Origin of the sequence: Sphingomonas sp., from assembly GCF_039594485.1 — a bacterium.
In the GTDB taxonomy this organism is placed as follows: Bacteria; Pseudomonadota; Alphaproteobacteria; order Sphingomonadales; family Sphingomonadaceae; genus Sphingomonas.
The window spans coordinates 1-17,977 of the sequence record NZ_JBCNNI010000029.1 but is presented as its reverse complement, the minus strand read 5'-3'; the positions used below and the strand labels follow the sequence as shown (position 1 = coordinate 17,977).

At 65.7% G+C, this 17,977-nt stretch carries 11 protein-coding genes and 1 pseudogene; 8 read left to right on the top strand and 4 right to left on the bottom strand.

Annotated elements, in window-relative coordinates:
- Positions 1-203: 203 nt before the first annotated feature.
- A complete protein-coding gene (locus ABDV78_RS14075; RefSeq protein WP_343528024.1) occupies positions 204-1,145 on the bottom strand; it encodes a sugar kinase in 942 nt (313 codons plus the stop codon).
- Positions 1,146-1,259: 114 nt separating this feature from the next.
- Between ABDV78_RS14075 and uxuA the strand changes: the two genes are divergently transcribed.
- The 3 genes from uxuA to ABDV78_RS14060 are packed head-to-tail and all read left to right on the top strand — an operon-like array spanning position 1,260 to position 5,280.
- Positions 1,260-2,486, top strand: a complete 1,227-nt coding sequence (gene uxuA, locus ABDV78_RS14070) for a mannonate dehydratase (RefSeq protein ID WP_343528023.1) — start codon at positions 1,260-1,262, stop codon at positions 2,484-2,486.
- Positions 2,483-3,895, top strand: a complete 1,413-nt coding sequence (gene uxaC, locus ABDV78_RS14065; protein ID WP_343528021.1) for a glucuronate isomerase — start codon at positions 2,483-2,485, stop codon at positions 3,893-3,895. The genes uxuA and uxaC overlap by 4 nt, the downstream gene beginning before the upstream one ends.
- A complete protein-coding gene (locus tag ABDV78_RS14060; protein ID WP_343528020.1) occupies positions 3,892-5,280 on the top strand; it encodes a mannitol dehydrogenase family protein in 1,389 nt (462 codons plus the stop codon). Before uxaC ends, ABDV78_RS14060 begins: the two co-directional genes overlap by 4 nt.
- 204 nt (positions 5,281-5,484) lie before the next feature.
- On the opposite strand, the gene ABDV78_RS14055 is transcribed toward ABDV78_RS14060, so the two are convergent.
- The 3 genes from ABDV78_RS14055 to ABDV78_RS14045 all read right to left on the bottom strand — a co-directional run bounded on the left by ABDV78_RS14055 (position 5,485) and on the right by ABDV78_RS14045 (position 11,748).
- Positions 5,485-6,828, bottom strand: a complete 1,344-nt coding sequence (locus ABDV78_RS14055; RefSeq protein WP_343528019.1) for an amidohydrolase — start codon at positions 6,826-6,828, stop codon at positions 5,485-5,487.
- A gap of 12 nt (positions 6,829-6,840) precedes the next feature.
- Positions 6,841-9,153, bottom strand: a complete 2,313-nt coding sequence (locus ABDV78_RS14050) for a TonB-dependent receptor (protein ID WP_343528018.1) — start codon at positions 9,151-9,153, stop codon at positions 6,841-6,843.
- Between the two features lie 138 nt (positions 9,154-9,291).
- Positions 9,292-11,748 carry a TonB-dependent receptor gene (locus ABDV78_RS14045; protein WP_343528017.1) on the bottom strand — a complete coding sequence of 819 codons (2,457 nt, stop codon included), beginning with the start codon at positions 11,746-11,748 and terminating at the stop codon, positions 9,292-9,294.
- Between the two features lie 163 nt (positions 11,749-11,911).
- On the opposite strand from ABDV78_RS14045, the gene ABDV78_RS14040 reads away from it, so the two are divergent.
- From ABDV78_RS14040 to ABDV78_RS14020, 5 genes and pseudogenes are all read left to right on the top strand, one after another.
- The gene (locus tag ABDV78_RS14040; RefSeq protein ID WP_343528016.1) at positions 11,912-12,391 is read left to right on the top strand and encodes an RNA polymerase sigma factor; all 480 of its coding nucleotides are present in this window, start codon (positions 11,912-11,914) and stop codon (positions 12,389-12,391) included.
- Positions 12,388-13,350 (top strand): FecR domain-containing protein, encoded by a 963-nt coding sequence (locus tag ABDV78_RS14035; protein WP_343528015.1) that lies wholly within the window; start codon positions 12,388-12,390, stop codon positions 13,348-13,350. Before ABDV78_RS14040 ends, ABDV78_RS14035 begins: the two co-directional genes overlap by 4 nt.
- A 115-nt stretch (positions 13,351-13,465) precedes the next feature.
- The gene (locus ABDV78_RS14030) at positions 13,466-13,960 is read left to right on the top strand and encodes an Lrp/AsnC family transcriptional regulator (protein ID WP_343528014.1); all 495 of its coding nucleotides are present in this window, start codon (positions 13,466-13,468) and stop codon (positions 13,958-13,960) included.
- Positions 13,961-14,312: 352 nt separating this feature from the next.
- Positions 14,313-17,294 (top strand): TonB-dependent receptor, encoded by a 2,982-nt coding sequence (locus ABDV78_RS14025; RefSeq protein WP_343528013.1) that lies wholly within the window; start codon positions 14,313-14,315, stop codon positions 17,292-17,294.
- Positions 17,295-17,340: 46 nt separating this feature from the next.
- A pseudogene (locus ABDV78_RS14020) lies at positions 17,341-17,853 on the top strand (amidohydrolase); the annotation flags it as partial.
- Between the last annotated feature and the right edge of the window lie 124 nt (positions 17,854-17,977).

Sequence of the window (17,977 nt, the reverse complement as noted above, 5' to 3'; positions counted from 1 at the left end):
TCTCCCGTCCGCGACTGTATTGTCTGACTTAAGCTGTCATCGGATCGGATGGCTGGCAATCCCCCCGCATCGCCACCTTGCGCCCGACGACAGGGCCGCATCCTAGCGATCAGCAGCACCACCATGATGCGGCGGATCGCAAGAATGCTACGAAGGTAAAGCCGGTATGTCGATAGTGGTAAGGCCAGACATAGCATTCGCCATCATGGCGCCTGGAACGGCATGGCGGCGTCACGCGGCGGGATGGCGCCGGCGCGCATCACGGTCCAGCCCGCCAGGCGATGACCGTGCACCGCCGCTTCGGCCGGGGAAAGACCGTCGAGACGCGCCGCCAGATAGCCCGCGTTGAACGCATCGCCCGCCCCGCTGGTGTCGCGCGGGGACAGGCGCTTGGGCGGCGGGACGACCCCGGCCCCTTCCAGCAGGCACCCTTCCGCCCCCAGCTTGACCACCACTTCCGCCGCGCCCAGATCGCGCCAGCGGGCCTGCACCGCCTCGGCCGAAGCGGTGCCCTCCAGCATCAGTTCATCCTCCAGCGTCGGCAGGCCGATATCGCAGACCGCGATTCCGGCGCGGCAGATGTCGCGCGCCTGTTGCTGGTCGGCGAAGAGGCGGGGGCGGTAATTGCCGTCAAAGGCCACCCGTCCGCCGCTCGCCCGAACGTCACGGGCCAGATCGAGCAGCCGCTCTCGCCCTTCCGGCTCCAGGATCGCCAGCGTGATCAGCGAGAACAGCAGAAGATCCGCCTGCCCGGCCTCCGCCACCACCGCGTCGCTGCCCTCCAGCGACAGGGTGCGACGTGCCGCGCTCTGCCCGCGCCAATAGGCGAAACTGCGCTCGCCCGCCTCGTCCGTGGTGATCGCATAGAGCCCCGGCATCCGCGTCGGGTCGGCCAGGATCAGCGAGGTGTCGATCCCTTCCGCAGCCCAATCGTGGCGGAGCGTCGCACTGAAGGGATCGTCGCCCAGCGCGGTGACATAGCGAACGTCGCGGCCCATGCGCGCCAGATGGATCGCGGTGTTGAGCGTGTCGCCGCCATGGCCCAGCCGCCAGCCATCGCCATCCGCCCGCGACAATTCGATCATCCCCTCGCCGACCACCACGATCCGCATGAACTTCGTCTCCTCACCCTTCTCGTCCGCCATCCATCCGACCGATAGTGGCAAGACCAAATTATGTAACTGGTCAATCCGAAACGCCAATGCTAACGCTACCGCATAAGCAGAAGACTTTTAGTGAGCGGGAATGGCGCCGTGTTCATGATCCAGACGATGCGTTGGTTCGGCCCGGCCGACCCCGTCTCCTTGTCCCATATCCGTCAGGCGGGTGCTACCGAAGTGGTCACCGCATTGCACGACATTCCCAACGGCCATGTCTGGCCACGCGACGCGATCGCCGCGCGGCGGCGGATGATCGAAGCGGCGGGGCTGGGCTGGAGCGTGGTGGAAAGCCTGCCGGTGCATGACGCCATCAAGCGCGGCGAGATGACCGACGCGCTGGTCCAGGCCTATGGCGACAGCCTGCGCCATCTGGCGGCGGAGGGGGTGCGCACCGTCACCTATAATTTCATGCCGCTGCTCGACTGGACCCGGACCGATCTGGACTGGGCATTGCCGGACGGCGCGACGGCGCTGCGCTTCGAATGGGAAGCGGTCGCGGCCTATGACATCCACATCCTGCGCCGCCCCGGGGCCGAGGCGGATTACTCGGACGCGATCCGCCGCCGCGCCGCCGCGCGTTTCGCGGCGATGACGGCGGAGGAGCGCCACCGGCTGGAACGCACGATCATCGCCGGCCTGCCGGGCAGCGAGGAGAGCTTCGATTCGCCCGCCTTCCTGCGCGCGATCCAGAGCTATGCCGGGGTCGATGCCGAACGGTTGCGCGCCAACCATGTCGCCTTTCTGCGCGCGGTCTGCCCGATCGCGGAAGAGGTCGGCATCACGCTGGTCGTCCATCCCGATGATCCCCCCTTCCCCATTTTCGGCCTGCCGCGCGTGGTCAGCACGGCCGACGATCTGGAACATCTCTATGCGGCGGTGCCCTCACCCGCCAATGGCCTGTGCTTCTGCACCGGATCATTCGGCGCGCGCCCCGACAACGACCTGCCCGCCATGGTCCGCCGCTTTGGCGAGCGGATCGACTTTCTCCACCTGCGCGCGGTCGCCTGGGAAGCGCAGGAGCGCAGCTTTCACGAAGCCGAGCATCTGGGCGGCGACGCGCGCATGGCCGAGGTGCTGCGCGCCGTGGTCGAGATATCGCATGCGCAGGGGCGTGCGATCGCGATGCGCCCCGATCATGGCCACCGGATGATGGACGACCTCCACCGCCAGGCCAATCCCGGCTATTCGCTGCTCGGCCGGATGCGCGGGCTGGCGGAACTGCGCGGGCTGGAGAGAGGAATTGTACATATGCTGGGTTTGGACCGGTCCTCGGCGCGCGAGGATCATCCGGTATCGGGCCGGGCGGCATGGGAGATGACGGAATGACCCGGCCGCTGGTGCTGCATCCCGATCGGCTGTTTCCGGCCGATCCGACGACCCGGGCGATCGCGCGGACGCTCTATGCCGAGGTCGCCGACCTGCCGATCGTCAGCCCGCACGGCCATACCGATCCGCGCTGGTTCGCGACCGATGCGCCCTGGGGCGACGCGACCGAACTGCTGCTTGCGCCGGACCATTATATCTTCCGCATGCTCTACAGCCAGGGCATCGCGCTCGACGATCTGGCGATCCCCAGCAAGGCGGGCCGTCCGGCAACCGATCCGCGCGCGGCCTGGCGGTTGTTCGCGGAGCATTATCATCTGTTCCGCGGCACGCCGTCCCGCATGTGGCTCGACCATGTCTTCGCCGAGATATTTGGCCTCGACATCGCGCTGGAGGCGGCGACCGCCGATCGGTATTTCGACGCGATGGGCGAGAAGCTGGCGACCGACGCCTTCCGCCCCCGCGCGCTGTTCGAGCGGTTCCGCCTCGACTGCCTCGCCACCACCGAGGGAGCCGATGACGCGCTGGAGCATCATCAGGCGATCCGCGCCTCGGGCTGGCAGGGGCGGGTCATCACCACCTATCGCCCCGACAGCGTGATCGATGTCGAGCATGAGCAGTTCGCGGGCGCGATGCGGCGCTTCGCCGAACTGACCGGCGAGGATGTCTATCGCTGGTCCGGCTATCTGGCCGCCCATGCCAAGCGTCGCGCCGCCTTTCGCGCGATGGGCGCGACCGCGACCGATCACGGCCACCCGACCGCCGCCACCGCCAATCTGTCGACCGTGGAGTGCGAGGCGCTGTTCGCGCGGATCGTCGGCGGCGACTGGACGCCCGCCGATGCCGAGCTGTTCCGCGCGCAGATGCTGACCGAGATGGCGAAGATGAGCGTCGCCGACGGCATGGTGATGCAGATCCACCCAGGATCCTTCCGCAACCACAATGCGGGCCTCTTCGCCAGCCATGGTCGCGACAAGGGTGCGGACATGCCGATGCGCACCGACTATGTCCACGCGCTGAAACCCATGCTGGACGCGGTCGGCAACGAACGCGACCTGACCATCATCCTCTTCACGCTGGACGAAAGCGTCTATGCGCGTGAACTGGCGCCGCTTGCCGGGCATTATCCCTGCCTGAGGCTCGGCCCCGCCTGGTGGTTCCATGACAGCCCGGAGGGGATGCGCCGGTTCCGCGAGATGACGACCGAGACGGCCGGTTTCTACAACACGGTCGGGTTCAACGACGACACCCGCGCCTTCCTGTCGATCCCGGCGCGGCATGACGTCGCGCGGCGGGTCGATTGCGGCTTCCTCGCGCGCCTCGTCGCCGAGCACCGGCTGGAGGAAGCGGAAGCGGTCGATCTGGCGCACGCACTGACCAGCGGCCTTGTCCGCGCGGCCTATCGCCTGTGACCGATCGGCTGAACGAACGCAGCGCCGCCGCCCTTCCCGGCGGCGTGGCGCGGCCCGCCTATGACCGTGCGGGGCAACGGATCGGCATCGTCCATCTCGGGCTGGGTGCGTTCCACCGGGCGCATCAGGCGGTCTATACCGACGACGCCATGGCGGCGGGTGATCGCGACTGGGCGATCGCGGGCGCATCGCTGCGATCGGCGGGCGTGTGCGACGCGCTCGCCCCGCAGGACGGGCTCTACACCGTCACCGAGCGCTCGGCGGAAGGTGAGGCGACCCGGCTGATCGGCGCGGTCCGGGCCGTGACGGTCGCGGCGCAGAACCCCGACCGGCTGGCCGCTCTTCTCGCCTCGGCGGATACCCGGCTGGTCACGCTGACCGTAACGGAGAAGGGCTATTGGAGGCGCCCCGACGGGACGACCGACCTCCCCGGACTCGTCGCCGACGGGAACAGCATCTATCATCATCTGGCGACCGCCGTGACCGCGCGGCGGCGGGCGGGATTGTCGCCGCTCAGCCTGGTCAGTTGCGACAATCTGCCCGATAATGGCCGGGTGTTGCGCGCCGGGGTGACGGCGTTCCTCGACCATCTGGGCCATGCCCAGGATCGCGACTGGTTCGAGCGCACATGGCGCTGCCCCAATACGATGGTCGACCGGATCGTCCCCGCCGTGACCGAGGCGGACCGGGCGCGGGTCGCCGCCACGCTTGGCCTGACCGATGCGGCCGCCGTCATCACCGAGCCCTATCGCCAATGGGTGATCGAAGACGACTTCGCCGAAGGCCGCCCCCGCTGGCAGATGGGCGGCGCGCAGTTCGTGAGCGACGTCGCGCCCTATGAGACCGCCAAGCTGCGCATGCTCAACGGCGCGCATTCGGCGCTCGCCTATCTGGGGCTGGAGCGGGGCCATGACTTCGTTCACCAGGCGGTCGCCGATCCGGTCATCCGTCCGGTGGTCGAGACACTGATGCGCCAGGAGGCCGCGACCAGCTTCACCCCCGCCCCCGGACAGGCGCTGGATGCCTATGCCGATGCGCTCCTCCGGCGCTTCGCCAACCCCGCCTTGCCCCACCGGCTGGCCCAGATCGCCAGCGACGGGTCGCAGAAGGTCGGCCCGCGCTGGCTGGCCTCGCTCGCCGCCCATGGCCGACGCGGCGAGACCGCCCCCGCGACACTGACCGCGCTGGGCGCCTGGCTGCGCTTCATCCGCACGGGCAGCGCCGCGTCGCCCGACCCGATGGCGGAGGCACTTGTCGCCCTGTGGCAAGAGGCCGGAACGGCGGGCATCGTCGACCGCCTGTTCGGCCATGACGGCCTGATGGCGCACGACTGGCAACCGACCGCCGGGCAGCGGGCCGTGCTGCAGGATCGTGTCGCTTCCTGACGCGACGGAGCGGCGAGCCATTCGGGCGGGCCGCCAATTGCGCCTTTGGCGAACAGGACCGCGCGCTGTTCCTGGCGGCGAACGATCGTATCCTGCGCATCGCGCTCCGCCCCGGCTGGGCGCACTGACACCGGCGGCCGTCCGAATGGCGAGCGGGCCCCAGGCGGTTCGATGTCCCGTCCTGCGGCCCGCTCCTTGCGGGAATTACCGACTTGCGTCGTTGCCGGCCACCGAAAGGACGGCGAGGGTCAGGGTCTCGACACCGCGCCGGATCGTGGGTTCAGGAACCGGCGCGAAGAAGGGCGAATGGTTGACCGGCAGCGGCTTCTTCTCGGCCGCATATTGCGCGATCGTCTTCGGGTCATAGCCACCGACCATGAAGAAGACCGATTTTGTGACACCGGCGGATACGAACTCCGAATAATCCTCGCTGCCATTGCCGCCCGGCACGGTCGCGGGCACGAGCGTCACCGCATCCGCGCCAAACGCCGTCTTCAGCATGCCCGCCGTCGTGTCGGACAGGGATATGTCGTTCACGACCTGGCTGGTCCCGAACATATGCTTGATTTCGGGCATCGGAGCGTTGGCCATGGTCGCAACGGCCTGGGCGGTGGTCGTGACCCCGTCGATCAGCAGCTTGCGGACATCTGGATCGAAGGACCGCAGCGTCAGTTGCAGGTCGGCGTGATCGGGAATGATGTTCGCGACGGTTCCCCCCTGGAAGGAGCCCACCGTGATGACCCCGAATTTCTGCGGGTCCTTCTGGCGGCTGATGACGGTCTGGACATCATTGACGAAATGCGCGCCCTCGACGATCGGGTCGATCCCCTTATCCGGCATCGATCCATGCGCGCCGACCCCCTTGAACGAAACGTACAGCGTGTCGCTGGCGGAGGTGGTCACCCCTTGCTTCACCGTCACCGTTCCGATGGGGGATGGCCCGACATGCGCGGCAAAGCCGTAATCGGGCTTGGGAAAGCGGGTGAACAGCCCGTCATCGAGCATCGCCTTCGCGCCAGAGATGATCTCCTCGGCGGGCTGGCCGATGAACATCAGCGTTCCGTGCCACTTGTCCTTCATCGCCAGCAAGGCTTCGGCCGTGCCGACCCACCATGCCATGTGGCTGTCATGACCGCAGGCATGATCCACATAGGTCAGCTTGCCGTCGACCGTCTGCTGCGCCTTGCTGGCATAGGGCAGGCCGGTCTTCTCCTCCATCGGCAATGCGTCGAGTTCGGTGCGGACCAGCACCACCGGCCCCGGTCCATTCTTGTAGATCGCGACGATCCCGGTCTTGCCGACATGCTCGGTCACGGTGAAGCCGAGCTTGCGCATCCGCTGGGCGAGCAGGGCCGCCGTGCGAGTCTCCTGAAAGCCGACCTCCGGGTGGGCGTGGATGTCCTTGTAGAGCGTATCGAGCGCCGGATAGGTGCGGTCCAGCACCGCGTCGATCGCGGTCTTGGCGGCAACCGGATCGAACGTCTGGGCCGATGCGGCATGCGACAGGGCCAGCAATCCGGCCGTCAGGACAAAGCGGAATTTGCGCATCTTCTTTCCTCCTCAAAGACCAAAGCGGATGTTCAGGCCAACGGTACGCGGCGGGATCGAGAAGGTGAGGTTGGAGTAACCGAAACCGCTGTTGCGGCCCGTCACGCCCACCGTGTCGCCCACATTCTGAATGAAGACATAGGCGCCCCAGCGCTTGCCCTCGACGCCGGCGCGCAGATTGACCGTCGCGTAATCGCCATAGGTGGTGAAATAGGGATCGGTCGTCCGAAAGCTGGACTGCATCTTGCCCGTATAGGCATAGTCTGCGCGCAACAGGCCGTTGAGCCCGTTGCCGATCGCCCAGTTGTAGGAGCCCGAGGACGACACGGTCCAGGCGGGGGTGTTGGGGATCGGATCCCCGGCCTTGCCGGTCGACGCGGTGATGAGAACCGAACTGTTCGACTGGTCCTGCGTCAGCTTGGCATCCGAATAGCCCGCCGCGACGCTGAGTGTCAGGCCATGATAGGGGCGCGCGGTCAGGTCCACCTCGCCGCCGCGAATGCGCGCCTTGCCCGCATTGGTCAGAAAGGCATAAAGCCCGTCCGACGTGCGCGCCTGGGTCTGCATGTCGCTCCATTCGACATCGAAGGCCGCGGCGTTGAACACCAGCGCGTTGTCGAGCCAGCTGGACTTGAAGCCGATCTCGTAATTCCAAAGGCTATCCGCCTTGTACGCGATCAGATTGGCGGGCAGCACCGGAATATTGTTCGCGCCGCCGGGGCGGAAACCCTTGGATGCGGTCGCGTACATCATCACGCGCGGTGTGAACTTATAGGCGATGTTGAACTTCTCGATCCAGCCATGCGCCTTGGCGGTCACGGAGGTATAGGGCGCGGCGAGGCTGCCGGTATAGATGTTGGTCAGATAGGATTCGCCGCTGGTCCGCTTGTCATAATCATAATAGCGCGCGCCGCCGGTCAGGCTCAGATTGTCGACCGGCGTGATGGTGACTTCGCCAAATCCTGCGACCTGGCGCTCGTCGGTCTCGACATAACGGTGCGAGAAATAGCGAAGCGGCACATACACATCGCCATTTGCGGGATTGGCACTGACAGTCTGGCTCTCGATATGGTCGTGCCGCTGTTCGTAATAGGCGCCGACCGTCCATTGCAGCCAGCTGGGTCCCGCGTCGGAGGACAACCGAATCTCGGCATTCTTGGCGCGAACGAAGGCGGGCTGGAACCCGACCGCGGGCAATTGCGCCAGCCCATTGTCGCGATAGGCAGCGAACTGGGCCGAGGTGCAGGCCGCGGTGATGCCGTAATAGCTTCTGCAGGCGGCCGTCGAATTGGCATAGGCATAGGTGCTGGGCGTGAAGTCGAACGCGCGCAGATAGGAATAGCGATACCAGCTTCCCGTCGCGGTCACCGTCGCGAAACCGAGCTTGCGCTCCCCCTTGAGGTTGTAGAGCTGCATCTCGGTGTTGAACGGCAGCTTGACCGGCGAGTTGGTCTGATACCGCCCGACGGTCGAATACCAGCCCTGCTGATCGGCGGCGTCGGCCTTCTGATAGATCACCGTCGCGACGATGTTGGTCAGCGCATCGGGCTTCAGTCCGATCAGGCCACGCACGCCCCAATTGGTCTGTCGGTTCACGTCGGTCGTGCCGAACTTGACATTGTCGACCCAGCCCGGCCGCTGTTCATAATAACCGACCAGCCGGACGGCGAGCACATCGCTGACCACCGGCGCATTGACCATCGCCTTGGTGAACCAGCCGACATTGCCATGCGCGGTCGACGAAATCTGTTCCTCGGTGGCCGCGTCGAACGCATTGAAATCGGGCTTATTGAAGATCACGCGCAACGTGCCGGCCATCGAACTGGAGCCATAGAGCGTCCCCTGCGGCCCGCGCAGCACCTCGACACGCTCGACATCGAACAGGTTCAGGTCCCCCGCGACCGCCCCGGAATCCTGGGTCGTCCCCGACGGCCCCGTGACCGGCGTCTCGTCATAGTAAAGGCCGACCGTGGCTTCGCCGGCCGAGTTCACGCCGCGGATGCTGATCCGGGCATTGCCGCCCTGCCCCGCCGTGACGTTGAGGTTGGGAATCTGGCGGAAATAGTCGCCGAGCTGGGTCGCCCCGGTCTTTGCCAGCGTATCCCCCGATAGCGCCGCGATGCTCAAAGGAGCGGATTGGACGGTGGACTGACGGCGCAGCGCGGTCACGACGATATCGCCATTATCGGCCTTCTGGTCGATTTGCGGATCGGGTTCGGCCGCCGTGGCGAGGGTCGCGGCCGTCGGCGCGGTCTGTGCGCTGGACTGGGTGGCGACGAGGATGCCGGCGCTCAACACGGCCGTACAGGCGATAAAGGTTTTCACGATGGAGGCCCCCCTTGGACTTCGTGGTTCGATCTGGTCTCCCCTCTCCTGGTCGCGACTCGTCGATGCGTCCGCTTATCCAGCCAGACGCAATGAAAACGTCACACCTCACCATCATCGTGAAGTTTTTTGGCCATGCTAAAGACCGTGACGAACGGAAATACCGATCGTGCGCGGCCTCATTCTGCTGACATAGGTCTGGCCGGGCAGCTTTCCGGTCCACTGGATCGGTCGCGCATCGCCGATATTCTGCACATAGACCGAGAGGACGGCAGAGCGCCGCTTGATGCCGAGATCGATATCGGCGCTGGTCGCATTGCCGACCGCCGTGCGCGGATCGCCGCCCGTTCCGGGAAACGCGGCATAGCTCTTCCCCGTATAGTGCAGGATGGCGGTCGCGGAGAGCGAGCAGGTCGATCCCAGTTCGCGGTCATAGGACAGGGACGCAGCGGCGGCGATCGGCGCGACATTGGGCAGCCGATCCCCCGCACGCCCCGGCGACGTCGCCGTCATGCTGGTCTGATCGCTGGTCAGCCGGGCATCGGTGCCGGTCGCCTCGATCCGGGCCTTGAGCCCCGGCAGGATGCGCCAGCGCATCGACAATTCCAGACCATCGATCCGGGCGCTGCCGATATTGCCGATAAAGCCATAGGCGCTGTCCAACGTCTGCACGGCATATTGCATCCGCGACCATGACTGGCGGTAGGCCGAGAGTTCGACCTGCACATGGTCATGCAGGAACGTGCCGCGCGTGCCCCATTCGATGCTCGTCAAACGGTCATCGCGATAGGAGGCGAGGCCAGAGGGGAGCCCGGGCACCACATTGATCCCGCCGGGCCGAAAGCCGCCGGATATCTGAAGGTAACTCAGCATTCCCGCCGCCCATCGGACCTCCCCCCGCAACCGGCCGACGGAACCCCCGGCCCTGTAGCTCTGGTCGAATCCACTGGGATCGAAGGGGCCCGTGATCGGGCTCGGCGTCTCGATGAAGCCCTGCGCATGGCGACGATAGTCGAAGGTGCGCAGCCCCGCGGACAGGGTCAGCCAGCCGCTGGTTCGCCATTCCCCATCGGCGAAAGCCGCGAACTGGTCGAGATTGCCGCCGAACGTCCGGGCCGCCGTGGCGGGCCGGGCCCGATCGATCATCCCGGTCGCCGCATCCACCGGTCGGGTCCAGGTGTTCCCCTGATCGCGACGACGGCTGGCGAACACGCCCGCTGTCCAGGTCATGGCGCCGCTCCCCGACAGACGCGCCTCGACATTGTCGGTGGTGACGGAGAATGGCTGATCGAGCACGCTGGGGCTCTGGCTTTGGACATAGGCATTGAAGTCCGCCATCCGGGACGCGGAACAGCCCGAACCCTCCACCGAAAAATAATGACCGCAGGCGACGGCGTCGTTTTCATGCGATAGCGTCGTCGCGGTGAAATCGATGATGCGGTGCGTGCGCCATGACGTGTGCGACAGCGTGGCGTCGAACGACAGGCCCCGCCAGATCTCTCCGTGCAGGTCCGCCGCCAGCAGCAGGAAATCATCCCGAAACGGTGCACGGACCCGGGCCGCGGTCTGCCCGATCCCGCTGCCCGATGTCTGCGCGCCGTTATCGATGGTGCGTCCTGCCTGATATGTGCCGATCAGATCGAGCCGCCAGTCCTTCGCGGGCCGCCATTGCAAGGCCAGCCGCCCCCCGGAGCGGATGCTCCGGTCGACATCGGTGATATGGAGCACGCGATTGTCGATCGTGCCGCCCCGGACCTCGCGCCACAGCACCGCCCGAAGCGCGGCATGGCCGTCGTCGGTCGGACGGTTCACCATCAGCGTGACGGATGACCCCGGTGCGCCATCGGCGACCGAATTGGCCGAAACCTCGACCGATGCGGCCCGGCGGGTCGGATCGGCCGGGTTGAACAGGATGCGCAACGTTCCCGCCAACGACCCCGCTCCGTAGAGCGTCCCCTGAGGCCCCCGCAGCAGCTCGACACGCTCGACATCGACCAGCGCAAGATCGGGGGTCATCGCGCTGGGATCGGAGGTCGTGCCGCTCGGCCCCGCAATCGGTACATTGCCGTAATATAGGCCGACCGTCGGCTCGCCGGCGGCATAGGCCCCACGAACCGACAGCCGGGCAAGGCTGTTGGCGCTTTCCGTCACCGTCAGGCTGGGGGCGAGACCGGCCAGTTGTCGCAAGGCGGTGACATGCGCGCGTTCCAGCTCGTCGCCGCCGACCACCACCATGCTGACCGGCGTATTCCCCAATATGGTCGGGTGGCGCATCGCCGTGACCACGATATCCGCGGGCGTCACGGCCGGCGACGGAGGCGGTGCGGAAAGCGCCTCGACGATGAACGACCGGCTGGACAGCCGCCGCGCGCGCAGGCCGGACCCGGCGAGCAACCGCCCAAGCCTCGCGGCGACATCCCCGCCGCGACCGATGGTCGGCGCGCGGCGTCCCGTCACCAGCGCAGACGGGAACAGGATCGACACGCCACAGCGCAGCGCTTCCTCGCGAAGCGCCTCCGACAACGTCAGCGCCTGCGCAGCGCCCGGTCGTTGCGGGTCATGCGCCCCGCCGCCCCGCCTGGCTTGTGCCGCCACGCCTTGGGGCAGCAAGGACGCCGCAACCGTTGCTGCGACGCAAAAAATCGGGGATGCGGGAAGGCGTGGCCATGCCATTGCGCGCAGCTTGCCAAAAAGCCGATGGGTTGCCTAGATTGCCCTATCGCGGACGCATTTCGCGAATTCCTACGAGACAAAAGATGTGACGGAAACCTTCAGGGTCGCGATTCCTGCGTTGCGCAAATGGTTCGGGCGACGGCTGCCCAACCCGGCCGATATCGATGATGCGGTGCAGGATGTCTGGATTCGCGCGCACAGCCACCTGGCGTCCGGCCATGTGATCAGCGCGCAGGCCTATCTGTTCCAGACCGCGCAAAGCGTCCTGCAGGACCGGGCCAGGCGGGCCTCGACCCGGCAGCAGGCATTTCACGAAACGCTGGAAGACCATCATCATCCCGTTGAGGGGATCACGCCGGATCGCGTCTTGCTAGGTAAGGATGAGGTCGCGCGGATCGCCGGGCGCCTCGCCGAGTTGCCAGAGCGTCGGCGGGACATTTTCATACTCCATCGGTTCGAAGGCATGAGTTATGGCGAAATCGCAAAGGCCCATGCCATCTCGGTCAGCGCGGTGGAAAAGCACATCATGAAGGCGCTACGATTTCTGATGGAGGATCGACCGTGAGTGCGGGCGACTTTGACGATGCGCCGGATGGGGCGGAGGGGCGCGACGCCATCGGGCGTTTCGCGTCGACCCGTCATGCCGATGGCGACTGGGCGCCACCGCGTCCCGAGGATGCCGCCGAGCTGGCCGAGGTCGCCGCCTTCTGGCAATCGCTCGACGGGATCGCACAGGATCCGGCGGTCCTGGCGATGCGGGCCGACGCCCGCGCCCGTATCGCCCCCGCACCGCATTCCCGCGGGCGATATGCCATGGTGGCGGTAGCCTCGGCGGTCGTTCTGGCGACGGTCGGGACGCTTTCGGTCGGTTGGCGATACATGCACCCCGGCGCGCCAGCCCCGGCCCTTGCCCAGGCCGATCGCGGCAGGACCATCGACAATGCCCATGGCCAGCCGCGGACGATCGCCCTCGCCGATGGCAGCCGCGTCACGCTGGATACCGAAACCCGCCTGCGCATCTATGACGCCATGGGTACGCGCCATGCCGCGCTGGAACGCGGGCGGGCGTTCTTCGCGGTACGACACGACCCCCGTCGACCGTTCCAGGTGGATATCGGCAGCGCCCGCATCACCGATATCGGCACCGCCTTCGAGGTCAGCATGATCGGCGACGCGCCATCGGTCACGCTCGTCGAAGGGGCCGTTCGCGCCGAAGCCCCGGGGATCAAGGCCCTGGACATGACGCCGGGATCACGTCTCCTGCTGCGGGCGAGCGGATGGACGCTGCTCCAGGACGATGTCAGGCGGCGGACGGAATGGCGCGACGCGATGATCAGTGTCGACAATCGTCCGCTGGGCGAAGTCGTGGCATCGCTGAACCGCTATCTTCCGCATCCCCTTGTCGTCACGGATCCCGATGTCGCGAAGGTCCGAATCAGCGGAACATTCCAGACGGACGATCCCGAGGCTTTTGCCCAGGCGGTGACCGCCATGGGATATGGCGGGGCCGTCCGCCTGAAATAGTCCGAGGATCGCGCGCTGGCCCCGCTGGCAGGGCAGCCGGATCGCCATTACCCATCGCGGATTTTCCATCGACCTTCGCACGACTTAAGGGAAATTCGCGCAACCGAGGCCATTCGTGACGGAAAAAGAACATCTGATCCTGGACATGACCGACTATCGGCTATTGCAGGAGATCACGGCCGACGGTCGCATCTCGGACGTGCTGTTGGGCGAGCGCGTCCACCTTTCCAGCACGGCCGCTGCGCGCCGCCGAAAGATCCTGGAAGAGCGCGGCGTGATCGCCAACTACACCGCAAATCTGGACATGGAGCGGCTCGGCTACGGCGTTACCGCGCTGGTATCGTTCGAGCTTCAATCCCAGGCCGAGGATATATTGAACGCGTTCGAGGAAGCGGCGCTTCGCTGCCCCTCGATGAGCTTCTGCAGCTTCGTATCGGGCGATACCGACTTCATCATGATGATCCATGTGCGTTCGTTCAAGGATTATGACCGCGTCTATCGGCGCGAACTGTCGAAGCTGCCGCACGTAGCCAAGATCCGCAGCAGCTTCATCATGCGTCAGGTCGTCCGCCGCAACGCTCCGCCGGTGGTGTTCGCGAATCAGGACTGATCGGCCGTGGATCGTCGATGCGATCGGCGCTCTTGATGATGGATTCCATCAAGTATCTCTCATTTCACGCCGGAATCACGCCCGCACAAATCATAACGCCCTCGTCATTTGCGAGGATCATGCGCTCCGCTTTGTGCAATATTCCATTCACAGACAGCGATGATGGGAAACATCCTGTCGATGAAATGGGGTTTGGCGAAACAAGTCCGGCACCATGTGGCGAACCGGATTCTTCACCGGCATGGGGGGAGCGGCGGGCACACGGGCGCCCGGCCATGATCGCCATGCCACCCGGATAAACAGGGGGAGAGCGATGCCCGACAGGCTTCTTGGGAAGCTTCGGGGGTAAGACATGGCGAACGCGCAAACGGGTAAAAGAGTAGTGGCGGGATTGGCGAGCCGGTGCGGCAGCGTCCGCGCCATGTGGCTGGCAACGGTGGCGGCGATCGCAGTTGTACCAACCCCTTCATCGGCGCAGCAGACGACATCACCCGCCGAGGCACTGGCGGCTGCGGCTGCGGCTGCGGCGACAACCGCGCTTGCCCCCCAGACTCAGGACGCCCCCACGACCGCAGACGCCGAAGCCCCGCCCCAGACCGGCGAGGTCGTCGTCACCGGCAGCCGCATCGTTCGCGATGGCTATAGCGCACCGACCCCCGTGGCGGTGCTGGGCGCCGCCGACATCCAGGCGCAGAAGCCCGCCAATATCTCCGACTTCGTCAACCAGCTTCCGGCGATCGGACAGGGCAGCACGTCCGGCAACAGCTCCGGGTCGCTGTCCAACGGCATTGCGGGCATCAATTCGGTCAATCTGCGTGGCCTGGGGGCCGGACGCACGCTGGTCCTGCTGAACGGCCAGCGTTCCGTCGCCTCGGCTGTCAGCGGCGTCGTCGATATCAACACCTTTCCACAGGATCTGATCGAACGTGTCGAAGTCGTCACCGGGGGCGCCTCCGCGCAATATGGATCGGATGCGGTCGGCGGCGTCGTGAACTTCATCCTCGACGAGAAGTTCAAGGGGCTGAAGCTGTCCGCCGACCAGGGGGTGACGACCTATGGCGACGGCCGCAATTATCGGCTGGCCGCGACGATCGGACAGTCGATGCTCGACGATCGGCTCCACGTCCTGCTCAGCGGCGAGTATTTCAAGCAATATGGCGTCGACACGATCGACCGCGACTGGAACGACAGCGGCACGTTCCAGATCAACAATCCCGCCTATACCGCCACCAACGGCCTGCCGCAGCGCCTGATCGTCTCGGGCGCGGGGCCCGCCACCTATACCGCGGGCGGGCTGGTCACGGCCGGGCCGCTTCGCGGCACCTATTTCCTGGGCAATGGGCAGACGCGTCAACTCGCCTTCGGCACGACCAACGCCACCTCCTCGCCCTGGATGATCGGCGGTGACTGGCAGACGACACTGTCGGGTCATGTCGGCACCAACTCGCTGATCCCGCATGAGGAACGGATCAGCTTCTTTGATCGCATCGGCTTCGACGTCACCGATGCGGTGCAGGTGTACGGCCAGTTTTCGTACAATCGCTATCGCGGCCAGAGCTTCTATCAACAGACCCCCAGTACCGGCGTCGTGATCCGCAACGACAATGCCTATCTGCTGACGCAATATCCCACGGTGGCGGCCGCGATGGCGGCCAACGGACTTTCGTCGATCACGATCGGCACGTCCAACGCCGGTTTCCCGGTGCCCGGTAGCGACAATACGCGCGAGGTCTATCGGTATGTCTTCGGTGCGAAGGGCAAGTTCGGCCTGTTCGGACAGCGCTGGACCTGGGACGCCTATTACCAGCATGGCGCGACGAAATCGCATGAGGAACTGACCAACACCTGGAACAATGCCCGCATGGCGCTGGCCCAGGACGCGGTGCTGTCGAACGGGCAGATCATGTGCCGCTCGACCCTGACCAACCCGACAAATGGCTGTGTGCCGATCGATCGGCTCGGCACCGGCGGCGTCTCCTCCGCCGCGCTCGCCTATATCTACGGCACGGCCCAGCCCCAGCGCGACCAGACGATCAAGCAGGACGTCGCCGCCGTCAGCGTCAACGGCGCGCTGTTCAAGCTGCCCGGCGGGGTGGCGGCGATCGCCTTCGGCGGCGAATGGCGCAAGGAACAGATCGACGGCCGCGTCGATCCGCAATTCTCGTCCGGCTGGCTCTACGGCAACTATCTGGTCAATCGCGGTGAGTATTCGGTGAAGGAAGGCTTTGTCGAGGTCGACCTGCCGGTCCTGCCAGGCGTCGCCCTCAACGGTGCGGGGCGCTACACCGACTATTCCACCTCGGGCGCGGTCCAGACCTGGAAGGTCGGGGCGACATGGGAACCGATCCCCGACATCAAGGTCCGCGGCACCTATAGCCGCGACATCCGTGCCCCCAATCTGCAGGAGCTGTTCGCAGCCGGCACCGCGCGCACCAACACGGTCATCCTTCCCTCGAACGCGCCCCTGACCGGGTCTCAGCCGTTCCTAGAGACGACCATCGGCAACACCGCGCTGAAGCCGGAACGGGCCAAGACATGGACGGCCGGTGCCGTGGTCAGCCCGCGCTTCATCCCCGGTTTCACCGCGTCGTTCGACTATTTCGACATTCAGATCAACGACGCGATCGGCACGATCACCTCGCAGAATACCGTCGATTTCTGCTATTCCGGCTCGTCCCAATATTGCGGCAACATCGTTTACGCGGGCGGGGCGCTGTCGCGGATCATCATCCAGCCGTTCAACTTCGCCAGTCAGCATGAGCGCGGTTTCGATATCGAGGCCAGCTACCGGACCGATCTTTCGGCGGTCAGCGAGTCCCTGCCCGGCAGCGTCAGCATCCATGCCGCCGCGACGCACTATATCTCCAACGTCATCGACAACGGCATCTTCCCGATCGACTATGCCGGGGTGAACGGCGGCAGCCTGTCGGGCTCCTACTCGGTCCCGCTATGGCGCTATCGCGTCAGCGCCTTCTACGATGTCGATCCCTTCAGCTTCAATCTGGTCGCACGCGGCTTCGGCAGCGGGGTGTACGGTAACGACTATGTCGAATGCACCAGCGGCTGTCCGACGTCGACGACGCGCTATCGCACGATCAATACGAACAGCATCCCGGGGATCATGTATCTGGACGCGGCGATCGGTGTGAAGCTGCGCAGCGGCGGTCATGAGGGCAGCCTGAACTTCATCGTCAACAATCTGCTGAACAAGGATCCGGTGATCGTCGGCAACGGCCCGGACGGCAACAACGTGCCCGCCTACGCGCAGACGGCGCGATCGATGTACGACGTCATCGGTCGCACCTTCCGCGTCGCCTTCACGATGAAATTCTGAACCAACGCGATTTCGGACCACACAGGGGAGTGACATGATGACCAAGATGCGCACGACGATGACCGCCCTGCTCTTCGCCGCCACGGCCACTGCCGGGGTCGCTCCGGCCGCCGCGCAGGCGCCGCGCGCCCTGAAGGCGGAGGCCGAAGCCGGGGTCGACGCCCAGGCGAAGCAGATCCAGGAAATGGTCGATACGGTCTTCAGCTTCGCGGAGCCGGGGTTTCAGGAGGTGCGCACCTCCACCTATCTCGCCGATGTGCTGGAGAAGAACGGATTCACCGTGACGCGCGGCGTCGCGGGCATACCCACAGCCTTCACCGCGACATGGGGATCGGGCGGCCCGCTGATCGCCCTGGGCAGCGATATCGACGGATTGCTGGGGCTTTCGCAGTTTCCGGGCCTGCCCAACGCCAAGCCCATGGTGGCCGGGGCCCCCGGGCATGGCGAAGGCCATAATTCCGGGATGCCGCTGATGATCGCCGCCGCCATCGCCGCGAAGCAGGTGATGGAGAAGAACCATATTCCGGGCCGCCTGCTGCTATGGCCGGGCGTGGCGGAGAGGTGGCTCGGTTTGTCTGCACAGGCTCGCGGCATGGATAAGTGGATTGCCGCTGGTTGATCATGCCGCTGCGAGAAGCGGCTGTGCGAAGTATATCTGGTCGGGCGTACGGCGGCCAAGCGCA

Bases quoted from the DNA above. Each gene is read 5' to 3' on its own strand.
- ABDV78_RS14075 (WP_343528024.1), bottom strand. From the start codon at position 1,145: ATGGCGGACGAGAAGGGTGAGGAGACGAAGTTCATGCGGATCGTGGTG.
- uxuA (WP_343528023.1), top strand. From the start codon at position 1,260: ATGATCCAGACGATGCGTTGGTTCGGCCCGGCCGACCCCGTCTCCTTG.
- uxaC (WP_343528021.1), top strand. From the start codon at position 2,483: ATGACCCGGCCGCTGGTGCTGCATCCCGATCGGCTGTTTCCGGCCGAT.
- ABDV78_RS14055 (WP_343528019.1), bottom strand. From the start codon at position 6,828: ATGCGCAAATTCCGCTTTGTCCTGACGGCCGGATTGCTGGCCCTGTCG.
- ABDV78_RS14025 (WP_343528013.1), top strand. From the start codon at position 14,313: ATGGCGAACGCGCAAACGGGTAAAAGAGTAGTGGCGGGATTGGCGAGC.